We start from the raw sequence: 13,287 nt of genomic DNA on the forward strand, positions 1-13,287 counted from the left end.
GTTACTGCGCCGGCAGGACAATGCGCAATGACCCGGTTTCCGGTTCATCGGGCAGGCGCCTGGCGCCAAGCAGGCTTTCCTCGACTTCGCCCGACAGGTAATAGACCCCGGCCATGGTGCCAGTCTTGCGGTTTTCCATGAGCTCACGCCATTCCTGGTTGAGTGCCACATTGAGGATCACCCGCAACTGCTCGATCATTGCCGGCTGTTCCTGATTGTGCGACATGATGCCGTAGCCGGTGGCAGCCACTGAAATCAGTGCGCCGGCGACCCGGCCCACGGCGGAGGCCACGGCGCTGGCGATCCCACGGGGCGCCAGGGTGGCACTGAGCTTTTCACTGGCGTCTTGTGCTACTGACGACAGGCTGACATCGGCGCGCTGGCTGCCCGCCCGCACGGCGCTGTGCATGTGTTTGACCAGCGCCGCGTAGGCGGGCTGCTCGGCCAGCGATTTGCTGTAGAGCAATTGATGCAGCGAAGCGTTGAGTGCCGCGGGTGGCCCCAGGTTGATGGCCTGGATGCGCGTCAGGCGCAGATTGAACTGCTCGGGTGGTGCCCGGTAGCGCTGGGCCAGTTGCTGCAATTGCTGGCCGAGCAACTGGACATACAGCTCCATGGCGCGGTCGCGAATACCTTCAGGGTCGATTTCTTTCGCCACCTGGTCGAGCACGCGTTGGTGATACTGCTCTTGCAGGTACGCCGCCAGACGCTTTTCCGGTGGTTCCTTGCCTTCGCCGCTGTTGATCTTGTACCAGGCCACTTTCATCGTCAGCCATTGCTGGGTCCAGTAGCCGGTGAACCAGGGGATGAAATCGCTCTCGGTGAACTGTTGCACCCGGTCCTTCCAGACACGCATCGAGCGCCGTGCATAGTCATTGACCGAACTGGTCGTGGCCAGCGACGCGTCGATGATTTCCCGGTCGATCTGCTCCCAGGTGGCGGGGCTCAATTGAACGGGAGGGGGCTCGGGCGCCTTTTGTCGGGAACTGCAGCCGCCCAGTGTCAGCAACAGTGCAAGCAGGAGAAAGAGGAGGTTGCGGGGGCTCACAAGCGTTTACCCCCTTGTGACGGAGTGCTTGGCGAGTTGGGGCCTGATTGGTTTCAGTATAGGTGGGCAGAAAGCCGGGGTTGCATCAGAAAGGAATAAGGGCGACACCCATCGCCTGCAAGGTCGGCGATGGGTGTCATCAAGTCCGTTTGACTAAAGCGGCGCAGGCGCGAGGAAAGCCGCCTCCAGCAGCTGTTGGGTGTAGCTGCTTTGCGGCGCCGCGAAGACATCCGCTGCCGCCCCTTGCTCGACCACCTTGCCTTGCTTGACCACCATCAGTTGATGGCTCAAGGCCTTGACCACGGCCAGGTCATGACTGATGAACAGGTAGGTCAGGTTGTATTTGGTCTGCAGTGAGCGCAACAGTTCGACCACCTGGCGTTGCACCGTGCGGTCCAGGGCCGAGGTGGGCTCGTCCAGCAGGATCAGCGCCGGCTTGAGTACCAGGGCCCGGGCAATGGCGATGCGCTGGCGCTGGCCACCTGAAAACTCATGGGGATAGCGGTGGCGCGCCTGCGGGTCCAGGCCCACCTCTTTCAGTGCGTCAATGATCGCTTGTTCCTGCTCCGCCGCCGTGCCGATGCGGTGGATGCGCAGGCCTTCGCCGACGATATCACTGACGCACATGCGCGGGCTGAGGCTGCCGAAGGGGTCCTGGAAAACCACCTGCATTTGCCGCCGTAGCGGTCGCACCTGTTGTTGATTGAGGTCTTGCAGCGCCGTGCCCTGAAAGCGGATGGCGCCCCGGCTACTGATCAGGCGCAGGATGGCCAGACCCAGGGTGGACTTACCCGAGCCGCTCTCGCCGACGATCCCCAGGGTCTGGCCCTGGGGCAGGCTGAAGTTGATGCCATCCACGGCTTTTACGTGATCGACGGTACGGCGCAGCAGGCCTTTCTTGATCGGGAACCACACGCGCAGGTCTTCCACCTCGAGCATCGGTTTGCCCGGCGGGTTGTCGGCCGGGCCACCGCTGGGTTCGGCGCCCAGGAGCATCTGGGTGTACGGGTGGGTGGGGTTGCGGAACAAGGTGGCGCAATCGGCCTGTTCGACAATGCAGCCGCGCTGCATCACGCAGACCCTGTGGGCGATGCGCTTGACCAGGTTGAGGTCGTGGCTGATCAACAGCAAAGCCATGCCCAGGCGCGCCTGCAGCGATTTCAGCAGCTCGAGGATCTTCAGTTGCACGGTGACGTCGAGGGCGGTGGTCGGTTCGTCGGCAATCAGCAACTCCGGCTCGTTGGCCAGGGCCATGGCAATCATCACGCGCTGGCGCTGGCCACCCGAGAGCTCATGGGGCAGCGCCTTGAGGCGTTTGTGCGGCTCGGGGATGCCTACCAGATCAAGCAACTCAAGGGTGCGCGCCGTTGCCTCTTTGCCGCGCAGGCCCTTGTGCAGCAGGAGGATCTCGTTGATCTGCTTTTCGATGGAGTGCAGCGGGTTGAGCGAGGTCATCGGCTCCTGGAAGATCATCGCGATGCGGTTGCCACGGATCTGGCGCATCTGCTTTTCATCCAGGGTCAGCAGGTCGCGCCCTTCGTAGTGAATGCTGCCGCTGGGATGGCGTGCCAGCGGATAGGGCAGCAGGCGCAGGATCGAGTGCGCGGTCACCGACTTGCCCGAACCGCTCTCGCCCACCAGGGCCAGGGTTTCGCCGCGGCGGATGTCGAAACTGATGCCTTCGACCACGCGCTGGGTTTGCTCGCCGGTCACAAACTCGACAGACAGGTCGCGTACTTCGATCAAGGTGTCGTTGCTCATGTTATTTCCTCGGGTCGAAGGCGTCGCGAGCGGACTCGCCGATGAACACCAGCAGGCTGAGCATCAATGCCAGCACCGCAAAGGCGCTGATGCCAAGCCAGGGCGCCTGCAGGTTGGACTTGCCCTGGGCGACCAGTTCGCCCAGTGACGGCGCGCCTGGCGGCAGGCCGAAGCCGAGGAAGTCCAGGGCGGTCAGGGTACCGATGGCGCCGGTGAGAATGAACGGCATGAAGGTCATGGTCGAGATCATGGCGTTTGGCAGGATATGCCGGAACATGATCGAGCCGTCCTGCATGCCCAGTGCGCGTGCGGCGCGCACGTATTCAAGGTTGCGCCCGCGCAGGAACTCGGCGCGCACCACATCCACCAGGCTCATCCAGGAAAACAGCAGCATGATGCCCAGCAGCCACCAGAAGTTGGGCTGTACGAAGCTGGCCAGGATGATCAACAGGTACAGCACCGGCAGCCCCGACCAGATCTCCAGAAAACGCTGCCCGGCAAGGTCGACCCAACCGCCATAGAAGCCCTGCAGGGCACCGGCGATCACGCCGATGATCGAGCTGAGGATGGTCAGGGTCAGGGCGAACAGCACCGAGATGCGAAAGCCGTAGATCACCCGGGCGAGCACGTCGCGGCCCTGGTCGTCGGTACCCAGCCAGTTCTGCGTTGAGGGCGGCGCGGGGGCGGGCACCTTGAGGTCGTAATTGATGCTCTGGTAGCTGAACGGGATCGGCGCCCATAGCACCCAGCTGTCTTTGGCAGCCAGCAGTTCGCGGATGTACGGGCTTTTGTAGTTGGCCTCCAGCGGGAATTCACCGCCAAAGGTGGTTTCCGGGTAGCGTTTGATGGCCGGGAAGTACCATTCGCCGTCATAGCGCACGGCCAACGGCTTGTCGTTGGCGATCAGTTCGGCACCCAGGCTCAGCCCGAACAGGATCAGGAACAACCACAGCGACCACCAGCCGCGGCGGTTGGCCTTGAAGCGCTCGAAGCGCCGGCGATTGAGAGGGGACAGGTTCATCTCAGTGCTCCCGGCTTTCAAAGTCGATGCGTGGATCGACCAGGGTGTAGGTCAGGTCGCCGATCAGTTTCACCACCAGCCCCAGCAGGGTGAAGATGAACAGGGTGCCGAAGACCACCGGGTAGTCACGGTTGATTGCCGCTTCAAAACTCATCAGGCCCAGGCCGTCGAGGGAGAAGATCACTTCAATCAACAAGGAACCGGTGAAAAAGATACCGATGAATGCCGACGGGAAGCCGGCGATCACCAGCAGCATGGCGTTACGGAATACATGCCCGTAGAGCACGCGGTTCGGGCTCAGTCCCTTGGCCTTGGCGGTGACCACGTACTGCTTGTTGATCTCGTCCAGGAAGCTGTTCTTGGTCAGCAAGGTCATGGTGGCGAAGTTGCCGATCACCAGGGCGGTCACCGGCAGCACCAGGTGCCAGAAGTAGTCAAGGACCTTGCCCAGGGTGCTGAGCTCGTCGAAGTTGTTCGAGGTCAGGCCGCGTAGCGGGAACCAGTCCAGGTAGCTGCCGCCGGCAAACACCACGATAAGCAGGATGGCGAACAGGAAGGCCGGGATGGCGTAGCCGATGATGATCGCCGAACTGGTCCAGACATCGAAGTGGCTGCCGTGGCGGGTGGCCTTGGCGATGCCGAGCGGGATCGACACCAGGTACATGATCAGCGTGCTCCACAGCCCCAGGGAGATCGATACCGGCATTTTCTCGATGATCAGGTCGATGACCTTGGCGTCACGGAAGAAGCTGTCGCCGAAATCCAGGTGGGCGTAGTTCTTGATCATGATCCACAGACGTTCCGGTGCCGACTTGTCGAACCCGTACATCGTCTCGATTTCTTTGATCAGCGCCGGGTCCAGACCTTGCGCACCGCGATAGTTGGAACCGGCCACCGAAACCTCGGCACCGCCACCGGCGATGCGGCTGGTGGCGCCTTCGAAGCCTTCAAGCTTGGCGATCATCTGCTCCACCGGGCCGCCCGGGGCGGCCTGGATGATCACGAAGTTGATGATCAGGATGCCCAGCAGCGTTGGAATGATCAGCAGCAAGCGCCGGAAGATGTAGGCCAGCATGCTATTGCGCCCCTTCGGTCGGTTGCGCATCGGGCGCGGTGGTCACCGGTACGGCGGGCTCGACATTCGGCTTGATCCACCAGGTGTTGATGCCGATGTCGTACTTGGGCGATACCTCAGGATGGCCGATGTGGTTCCAGTAGGCGACCCGCCAGGTCTTGATGTGCCAGTTGGGGATCAGGTAGTAGCCCCACTGCAGTACGCGGTCAAGCGCCCGGCAATGTTCGATCAGGCTTTGCCGGGAGTCGGCATTGATCAGGTCTTCGACCAGGGTGTCGATGGCCGGATCCTTGAGGCCGATGAAGTTGCGGCTGCCGGGGTTGTCGGCGGCTGCACTTTGCCAGAACTCGCGTTGCTCGTTGCCCGGCGAATTGGACTGCGGATAGCCACCGACGATCATGTCGAAGTCCCGCGAGCGCAGCCGGTTGATGTACTGGGAAACGTCTACGCGGCGGATCACCAGGTCTATCCCGAGGTCGCTCAGATTGCGCTTGAAGGGCAGCAGTACGCGCTCGAACTCGGTCTGGGCGAGAAGAAATTCGATGGACACCGGTTTGCCCTGGGCATCGACCATCTTGTCATCGACGATGCGCCACCCGGCTTCCTGCAGCAGTTTGTATGCCCTGCGTTGCTGTTCTCGGATCATGCCGCTGCCATCGGTAACCGGGTTGGCAAAGGGCTGGGTAAAGACTTGCTCGGGGATCTTGCCGCGCAAAGGTTCGAGAATTTTCAACTCGGCGGCATCCGGCAGGCCGGTTGCCGCCATTTCGGAGTTCTCGAAATAGCTGCGGCTACGGGTATAGGCGCCATTGAACAGTTGTTTGTTGGTCCACTCGAAATCCAGCAGCAGGCTCAACGCCTCGCGCACACGCACATCCTGGAACAGTGGGCGGCGCAGGTTATAGACGAAACCCTGCATGCCGGTGGGGTTGCCGTTGGGCAATTCTTCGAGAATCAGGCGTTTCTGGCGCACGGCTGGCACGTCGTAGGCGGTAGCCCAGCTTTTCGCTGCAGTCTCCAGGCGGTAGTCGAACTGACCGGCTTTCAAGGCTTCCAGCGCCACGGCGCTGTCGCGGTAATAGTCGGTGGTCATGACATCGAAGTTGTAGAAGCCGCGGTTGACCGCCAGGTCCTTGCCCCAGTAGTCCTTGACCCGCTCATAGCGAATCGAGCGTCCGGCTTTTACGTCGGCGACCTTGTACGGGCCACTGCCCAGGGGTATTTCAAGGTTGCCTTTGGTGAAATCGCGGCCTTCCCACCAGTGCTTGGGCAGTACCGGCAACTGGCCGAGGATCAGCGGCAGTTCGCGGTTGTTGCTGTGCTTGAACTTGAACAGCACCCGCTGCGGGTCTTCGGCGATGACCTCGGCAACGTCGGCGTAATAGCCGCGAAACAGCGGCGCACCGCTTTTGATCAGGGTGTTGAAGGTGAACACCACGTCTTCGGCATGGATCGGATGGCCATCATGAAAACGTGCTTCCGGGCGCAAATAGAAACGTACCCAGCTGTTGTCCGGGGCTTTCTCGATCTTGCCGGCCACCAGGCCATATTCGGTGAACGGTTCGTCCAGGCTCTGGGTCATCAGGGTGTCGTAGATCAGCGAGATGTCATCGGCCGATACGCCTTTGTTGATGAACGGGTTGAGGCTGTCAAAGCCGCCAAAGCCTGCCTGGCGGAAGGTGCCGCCCTTTGGTGCGTCCGGATTGACGTAATCGAAATGCTTGAAGTTGGCCGGGTATTTCGGCGCTTCGTCATACAGGGTCAGGGCGTGCTGGGGCGCGGCCAGTGCCTGGGCACCGAAGCAGGCCAGCAGCAGGGCGCAGGCCTTCATGCGCAGGCTGTGCATAGACGTCATTGGGCGTTCTCCGAAGGCTTTATCCACCAGCTGTTGAGCCCCAGGGTATAGGGCGGCGTGGTGACGAAGGCGAACCGGTTACGGTAGGCCAGGCGGTGATTGTCCAGGTACCAGTTGGGAATCATGTAGTACTGCCACAGCAATACCCGGTCCAGGGCACGTGCGGCAGCCACTTGATCATCGCGGGTCTGGGCGCCGAGCAGTGTCTCGAGCAGGTGGTCGACCACCGGGTCTTTGACGCCAGCATAGTTCTTGCTGCCCTTGGTCGAGGCCTGGCTTGAGTGAAAATACAACCATTGCTCAAGACCGGGGCTGAGGGTCTGGTTCAGGGTCATCAGAATCATGTCGAAATCAAACTGGTCCAGACGCTGTTTGTACTGGGCCCGGTCAACAGTGCGCAAGCGTGCATCGATGCCGATGCTGGCGAGATTTTCGACATAAGGTTGCAGGATGCGCTCAAGGTTCGGGTTGACCAGCAACAGTTCCAGCTTCAGCGGGTTGCCTTTGCTGTCGAGCAGGCGCTGGCCATTGAGTTTCCAGCCGGCCTGGGCCAGCAGGCCGAGTGCCTGGCGCAAGGTCTGGCGGCTGGTGCCGCGCCCATTGGTGTGGCTGACCTTGTAGGGTTCTGTGAACAAGGCGGCGGGTAGCTGATCGCGAAACGGCGCCAGCAACAGCCACTCTTTGCCCACCGGCAGTCCGCTGGCGGCAAATTCGCTGTTGGGGTAGTAGCTGGTGGCGCGGCGGTAGGCGCTGCTGAACAGTGCGCGGTTGGTCCACTCGAAGTCCAGCATCAGGCCCAGGGCCTGACGCACTCGAGGGTCATTGAACGCGGCGCGCCGGCTGTTGATGAACAGGCCCTGGGTCTGGGTCGGTATCTTGTGCGGGATCTGTGCCTTGATCACCTCGCCACGGCGTACTGCCGGGAAGGTATAGCCATTGGCCCAGTTCTTGGCCTGGTGCTCGATATAGATGTCGAACTCGCCTGCCTTGAAGGCTTCGAAGGCTACGGCGCTGTCGCGATAGAACTCATACTCGACCCGGTCGAAGTTGTACTTGCCGCGGTTGACCGCCAGGTCTTTGCCCCAGTAGTCCTTGACCCGTTCGAACACCAGTCGCCGCCCCGGCTGCACGTCGGTAATCCGGTACGGGCCGCTGCCCAGCGGCGGCTCGAAGGTGGTGGCCTTGAAGTCGCGGTCTTTCCAGTAATGCGCCGGCAGCACCGGCATCTCGCCCAGGCGCAGGATCAACAGGGCATTGCCGGCGCGTTTGAACACGAAGCGAATGCGCTGTGGATTGAGGATGTCGACGCGTTTTACTTCCTGAAGGTTGGTGCGGTAGATCGGGTGGCCTTCCTTGACCAGCGTCCGGTAGGAAAACGCCACATCGCTGGCAGTGATCGGATGACCGTCATGAAAGCGCGCTTCAGGGCGCAGGTTGAACACCACCCAGCTGCGGTCTTCGCTGTACTCCACGGAGCCGGCGATCAGGCCATAGCTGGACGTCGGTTCGTCACCTGAAGGGTCGTACTGACCGGTGCCGACCATCAGGGTTTCATTGAGTTCGCTCACCCCGTACTGCAGGAAGTTAGGGGTGGTAACCGGGCTTGAGCCCTTGAAGGTGTAGGGGTTGAGCGTGTCAAACGTGCCAAAAGCCATGGCGCGCAAAGTACCGCCCTTGGGCGCTTGCGGGTTGACCCAGTCGAAGTGGGTGAATGTAGCTGGGTACTTGAGTGTGCCGAACTGCGCGTAACCGTGGCTTTCGCTGATTGTCGCAGCTGCGGGAAAGCTCAAGGCCAGGCTGAGTGAGAGCAGGAGGGGACGTATCAAGTCGGCATCCGATCCAGAGGCTTTGGGCTTTGATCGGGTAACAGTAACAGCTTGCAGGGCAAGGAAAAAGAGCACCTGCAAGGGTGCTCCCATAGGCCTTGGCCAAACCGGATCTGTGGGAGCGGGTTTACCCGCGAATGGGGCGCAAAGCGGCCCCCGGGCTCACATCAGTGCGGCAGGTAGACAGTGAGGGTCTGGCCTGGTTTGAGGGCGTGGCCGCTACGCGGGTTCCAGCGCTTGAGGTGTTGCATCTCGACGTTGAAGCGCTTGGCTACCAGGTACAGGGAATCGCCTTTGCGCACCTTGTACTGGGTCGATTTTTTCTGGTCTTTGCCCTGGGCAGGCTGCGCGCTCTGCATGACCAGGGTCTGGCCGGCCTTGAGGCCATGGCCGGAGAGCTTGTTCCAGCGTTGCAGGTCCTTGACGCTGACCTTGTTGGCCCGGGCAATAGAGGCGAGGTTGTCACCGCGCTTAACCCGATAACGGCTGCTGCGGGTTGTGCTGGTGCGTGGCGTTGCTTCGGCCAGTGCCGCGTCGAACACGGCCTTTTTCGGCTGCAACGACAGCAGCTCTTCAGGTTTCATGTTCGACAGGCTGGTGGTCAGCAACTGCGCTTTGGCGGTCGGAACCAGCAATTGCTGCGGACCATCGACGGTCATGCGTTTCTTGAAAGCCGGGTTGAGCTGGAACAGCTCGTCTTCATCCATGTCTGCCAGTGCGGCGACCCGCGACAGGTCCAGACGGTCCTTGATGGCGACTGCTTCAAAATACGGTTCGTTGGCGATCGGGTTGAGGTTCACGCCGTACGCCTGGGGCGTCATTACCACCTGTGACAGGGCCAGCAGCTTCGGCACGTAGTCACGGGTTTCCTGCGGCAATGGCAGGTTCCAGTAATCGGTTGGCAAACCGAGGCGCTCGTTGCGCTCGATGGCCCGGCTGACCGTACCTTCACCGGCGTTGTAGGCGGCCAGTGCCAGCAGCCAGTCGCCGTTGAACATGTCGTGCAGGCGGGTCAGGTAGTCGAGCGCGGCGTTGGTCGACGCGGTAATGTCGCGGCGGCCGTCGTAAAACCGGGTTTGACGCAGGTTGAAGTAGCGACCGGTGGAGGGAATGAACTGCCACAGCCCGACCGCATGGGCCCGTGAATAGGCCATCGGGTTGTAGGCGCTTTCAATCGCTGGCAGCAAGGCCAGTTCCAGCGGCATGTCGCGCTCTTCAAGACGCTCGACAATGTAATGAATGTACAGGCTGCCGCGGTCACCGGCGGTTTCCAGGAAAGACGGATTGCTGGCGAACCACAGGCGTTGCTGTTCGATGCGCGGGTTGACGGCGATGTTGTCCTGCAGGGCAAAGCCCTGGCGCATGCGCTCCCAGACATCCTGGGGCTCCTGCTCGGCTTGCTTGACCGGGATAAACACCGGTTTTTGCTTCATCCGCGCCTGGTAGTTGTGCGCGCGAACGCTCTCGGATTCGTCGAGCTGACGGGTGCTCTGGCAGCCCACCAAGGTGGCGGCCAGGGCCAGCGCACTGGCTTGGGCCAGGCGCGTCAGGGCGACGGAATTGAAGGTTCTGCGGCTATTCGACGACATTGGCTGGGACAAAGTTCCGGGCAAAAATGTCGGACGATTCTAGAAAGCGGCCCCCCGGTGGTCAACCTTTGAGAACTTTACGGTCCTAACAGAAGCTGTTTAGAACGTGTCCTTCCAAGCGCGCAACCCAGCAAAAACAGTACTTGGCGTGGGGTTTATGAGGCCGTTCCGTTCGTCTAGTTTTTCTTTAACGGATGTTTCGGTGACGCGTAAAAAGGGATTGGTCAGCTTTTCCAGTGCCAGCGTTGATGGCAACGTGATGCGATTGTCGGCCCGTAGCCGGGTAACGTCGTCGAAGCGTTGGGCAATGTGCGTGTTTTGTGGCTCCACCGCCTTGGCAAAGCGCAGGTTGCTCAGGGTGTATTCGTGTGTGCAGTACACCAGTGTCCGGGCTGGCAGGGCCGCCAGGCGCTCCAGGGAGTGGTGCATTTGTTCCGGAGTGCCTTCGAACAGGCGGCCACAACCGGCGGCGAACAGGGTGTCGCCACAGAACAGCAGCGGCGTTTCCGGCTGGTCACAGTAATAGGCAATGTGTCCCAGAGTATGTCCGGGCACGGCAATGATCTGGAAATCCAGGCCCAGAACGCGCACGCTGGCATTGTCGTCCAGAGCGACGTCGCGACCGGGAATGCGCTCCTGCGCCGGGCCGTATACACGGGCACCGGTGGCCGCCTTGAGCTGTTCGACGCCGCCGACATGGTCGTGATGGTGGTGGGTGACCAGGATGTCGCTCAGTTGCCAGCCCGGGTGGCGCTCAAGCCAGGCCAGCACCGGTGCCGCGTCCCCCGGGTCGACCACAGCACAGCGCTGGTTGGCAGTGTCTTGTAACAACCAGATGTAGTTATCGGTGAAAGCGGGCAGGGCATCGATCTGTATCATGGTGCGATTCGCCAAACGTTGGACATGGGTGCATCTTAGTAGCTATGTCCGCTGTCGAGAACCTTCTAGGGAGACCGCAATGACCGATCAAGCCTTCGCCCAGGCCGATCCGCAGTGGCTGGAGCTGATCAGCCTGGCCCGCGACTGGTTCGCTGGCCCCCTGGGGCAGTTGATGCTTCACGAAGAGCAGCGCCTGCTCGAAGAAGAGCTGGGCCGCTACTTTGGTGGTTACCTTGTGCACTACGGCCCTTGTGCCGAGGCGCCTCCCAAGGCCCCGCAGGTACAGCGCAACGTGCGTCTGGGGGCGCCCCTGCCGGGGGTTGAAATCGTCTGTGAAGAGCAGGCCTGGCCGCTCAGCGAGCACGCCGCCGATGTGGTCGTGTTGCAGCATGGCCTGGACTTCAGCCTGTCGCCCCATGGCCTGCTTCGTGAGGCTGCCAGCAGCGTGCGCCCGGGTGGGCACCTGTTGATCATCGGCATCAATCCCTGGAGCAGTTGGGGGGTGCGGCGGGTGTTTGCCCATGACGCCCTGCGCAAGGCTCGGTGCTTTTCGCCTTCTCGCGTGGCCGACTGGCTCAACCTGCTGGGTTTCGCGCTGGAGAAACGCCGCTTCGGGTGCTATCGCCCGCCGCTCGCGCCCCCCGCCTGGCAACAGCGCCTGGCCGGTTGGGAGCGAGTCGCCGGTGGCTGGCAAGGTGCCGGTGGTGGCGTTTATCTGCTCGTGGCGCGCAAGATGGTGGTCGGCCTGCGGCCGCTGCGTCTGGAGCGTCGCGAGCCGATGGGCAAGCTGCTGCCGTTGCCGATGGCCAAGGTCAACCGGCGCCATTCCGAACCCTGAACCCGGGCCCTTTGGGCGCGGGTTTTTACTGTGTTTAAAGGTTGTGCATGAGCGATAGCGTCGAGATCTACACCGATGGTGCCTGCAAAGGTAACCCTGGCCTGGGTGGCTGGGGTGTGTTGATGGTATGCAAGGGTGTGGAAAAGGAGTTGTGGGGCGGTGAGCACAACACCACCAACAACCGCATGGAACTGATGGCGGCGATCAAGGGCCTCGAAGCCCTCAAGCGCGAGTGCGAGGTGCTGCTGGTTACCGACTCCCAGTATGTAATGAAAGGCATCACCGAGTGGATGGTGAACTGGAAAAAGCGCGGCTGGAAGACGGCCGCCAAGGAGCCGGTGAAGAACGCCGACCTCTGGCAGTTGCTCGATGAGCAGGTCAATCGCCACAAGGTCACCTGGAAATGGGTGCGTGGTCATGTCGGCCATGAAGGCAACGAACGCGCCGATCAGCTGGCGAACCGTGGCGTTGATGAACTGCGCGGCCGCTGACCTTCACGCAGGCCGCCACAGGCGAGCGCTCTGAGGTAGAATGGTCGGCTTTCACCAGACAAGCAGTTCGCGACAGGAGGCCACCGGCGTGGATATTCAGAGCAACAGGTCGGTCGTCCTCGACACCGAAACCACGGGTATGCCCGTCACCGACGGCCACCGCATCATCGAGATCGGTTGCGTCGAACTGATGGGGCGACGCCTGACCGGGCGGCACTTCCACGTCTACCTGCAACCGGACCGCGAAAGTGATGAGGGCGCTATTGGCGTTCACGGCATCACCGACGCCTTCCTGGTCGACAAACCGCGCTTTGCCGAAGTTGCGGAAGAGTTCTTCGAGTTCATTCAGGGCGCCCAGCTGATCATCCACAACGCGGCGTTCGACGTTGGTTTCATCAACAACGAATTCGCTTTGCTCGGCCAGCACGAACGCGCCGACATCTCGCAGCACTGCACCATCCTTGACACCCTGATGTTGGCACGTTCCCGTCACCCGGGGCAGCGCAACAGCCTCGACGCGTTGTGCAAACGCTACGGTGTCGACAACTCCGGTCGTGACCTGCACGGCGCCTTGCTCGACTCCGAGCTGCTGGCTGATGTCTATCTGAACATGACCGGCGGCCAGACCAGCCTGTCTCTGGCCGGACAGGGCGCTGATGGCGAGGAAAGCGACGGCGACAGCCGCGGTAGCGAAATTCGCCGCCTGACCGGGCGCCAGCCCGGGCGTATCATCCAGGCCACCGAGCAGGAACTGGAAGCGCATATTGCACGCCTGGAAGCCATTGCCAAATCGGCGGGTGGCCCGGCGTTGTGGCAGCAGTTGTCCGCAGGCAACTAAGGCGGTTTACCGCGCAAGGGGGCTGGCGAGCTTCTACCCTGAAATGACCGACCCGTCATTCGCAGT

The 13,287-nt window shown here is 61.6% G+C and carries 11 protein-coding genes; 3 read left to right on the forward strand and 8 right to left on the reverse strand.

Features of this window, described 5'->3' with window-relative positions; translation table 11 throughout:
• Position 1 precedes the first annotated feature (1 nt).
• The 8 genes from I5S59_RS06750 to gloB all read right to left on the reverse strand — a co-directional run bounded on the left by I5S59_RS06750 (position 2) and on the right by gloB (position 11,054).
• On the reverse strand, positions 2-1,048 hold the full coding sequence (locus I5S59_RS06750; protein ID WP_197875922.1) for a hypothetical protein: 1,047 nt from the start codon (positions 1,046-1,048) through the stop codon (positions 2-4).
• Positions 1,049-1,201: 153 nt separating this feature from the next.
• On the reverse strand, positions 1,202-2,809 hold the full coding sequence (locus I5S59_RS06755; protein ID WP_197875923.1) for an ABC transporter ATP-binding protein: 1,608 nt from the start codon (positions 2,807-2,809) through the stop codon (positions 1,202-1,204).
• Between the two features lies 1 nt (position 2,810).
• Positions 2,811-3,830 (reverse strand): ABC transporter permease, encoded by a 1,020-nt coding sequence (locus tag I5S59_RS06760; protein ID WP_197875924.1) that lies wholly within the window; start codon positions 3,828-3,830, stop codon positions 2,811-2,813.
• A 1-nt stretch (position 3,831) separates the two neighbouring features.
• Positions 3,832-4,905, reverse strand: a complete 1,074-nt coding sequence (locus I5S59_RS06765; protein WP_128326253.1) for a microcin C ABC transporter permease YejB — start codon at positions 4,903-4,905, stop codon at positions 3,832-3,834.
• Position 4,906: 1 nt separating this feature from the next.
• Complete coding sequence (locus I5S59_RS06770; RefSeq protein ID WP_197875925.1) at positions 4,907-6,760, reverse strand: extracellular solute-binding protein; 1,854 nt, start codon at positions 6,758-6,760, stop codon at positions 4,907-4,909.
• Positions 6,757-8,586 carry an extracellular solute-binding protein gene (locus tag I5S59_RS06775; RefSeq protein ID WP_197875926.1) on the reverse strand — a complete coding sequence of 610 codons (1,830 nt, stop codon included), beginning with the start codon at positions 8,584-8,586 and terminating at the stop codon, positions 6,757-6,759. Before I5S59_RS06775 ends, I5S59_RS06770 begins: the two co-directional genes overlap by 4 nt.
• Positions 8,587-8,753: 167 nt before the next feature.
• Positions 8,754-10,175: a transglycosylase SLT domain-containing protein gene (locus I5S59_RS06780; RefSeq protein ID WP_197875927.1), complete on the reverse strand. Its 1,422-nt coding sequence runs from the start codon at positions 10,173-10,175 to the stop codon at positions 8,754-8,756.
• Positions 10,176-10,274: 99 nt separating this feature from the next.
• Positions 10,275-11,054: a hydroxyacylglutathione hydrolase gene (gene gloB / locus I5S59_RS06785; protein WP_197875928.1), complete on the reverse strand. Its 780-nt coding sequence runs from the start codon at positions 11,052-11,054 to the stop codon at positions 10,275-10,277.
• 79 nt (positions 11,055-11,133) lie between these two features.
• On the opposite strand from gloB, the gene I5S59_RS06790 reads away from it, so the two are divergent.
• From I5S59_RS06790 to dnaQ, 3 genes are read left to right on the forward strand one after another with little or no spacing between them, the layout of a single operon-like run.
• Entirely contained in the window at positions 11,134-11,892 is a 759-nt protein-coding gene (locus I5S59_RS06790; protein ID WP_197875929.1) for a methyltransferase domain-containing protein, read from the forward strand.
• 47 nt (positions 11,893-11,939) lie between these two features.
• Positions 11,940-12,383: a ribonuclease HI gene (rnhA, locus tag I5S59_RS06795; RefSeq protein WP_128326259.1), complete on the forward strand. Its 444-nt coding sequence runs from the start codon at positions 11,940-11,942 to the stop codon at positions 12,381-12,383.
• Between the two features lie 40 nt (positions 12,384-12,423).
• Positions 12,424-13,221: a DNA polymerase III subunit epsilon gene (gene dnaQ / locus I5S59_RS06800; protein ID WP_197875930.1), complete on the forward strand. Its 798-nt coding sequence runs from the start codon at positions 12,424-12,426 to the stop codon at positions 13,219-13,221.
• Positions 13,222-13,287: the final 66 nt, after the last annotated feature.

Origin of the sequence: Pseudomonas alkylphenolica (assembly GCF_016009175.1) — a bacterium.
In the GTDB taxonomy this organism is placed as follows: Bacteria; Pseudomonadota; Gammaproteobacteria; order Pseudomonadales; family Pseudomonadaceae; genus Aquipseudomonas; species Aquipseudomonas alkylphenolica_B.

Excerpts from the sequence above, each read along its gene's own strand:
- I5S59_RS06755 (WP_197875923.1), bottom strand. The coding sequence starts at position 2,809 with ATGAGCAACGACACCTTGATCGAAGTACGCGACCTGTCTGTCGAGTTT.
- rnhA (WP_128326259.1), top strand. The coding sequence starts at position 11,940 with ATGAGCGATAGCGTCGAGATCTACACCGATGGTGCCTGCAAAGGTAAC.
- dnaQ (WP_197875930.1), top strand. The coding sequence starts at position 12,424 with ATGGTCGGCTTTCACCAGACAAGCAGTTCGCGACAGGAGGCCACCGGC.
- I5S59_RS06765 (WP_128326253.1), bottom strand. The coding sequence starts at position 4,905 with ATGCTGGCCTACATCTTCCGGCGCTTGCTGCTGATCATTCCAACGCTG.
- I5S59_RS06760 (WP_197875924.1), bottom strand. The coding sequence starts at position 3,830 with ATGAACCTGTCCCCTCTCAATCGCCGGCGCTTCGAGCGCTTCAAGGCC.
- I5S59_RS06770 (WP_197875925.1), bottom strand. The coding sequence starts at position 6,760 with ATGACGTCTATGCACAGCCTGCGCATGAAGGCCTGCGCCCTGCTGCTG.
- gloB (WP_197875928.1), bottom strand. The coding sequence starts at position 11,054 with ATGATACAGATCGATGCCCTGCCCGCTTTCACCGATAACTACATCTGG.
- I5S59_RS06780 (WP_197875927.1), bottom strand. The coding sequence starts at position 10,175 with ATGTCGTCGAATAGCCGCAGAACCTTCAATTCCGTCGCCCTGACGCGC.
- I5S59_RS06790 (WP_197875929.1), top strand. The coding sequence starts at position 11,134 with ATGACCGATCAAGCCTTCGCCCAGGCCGATCCGCAGTGGCTGGAGCTG.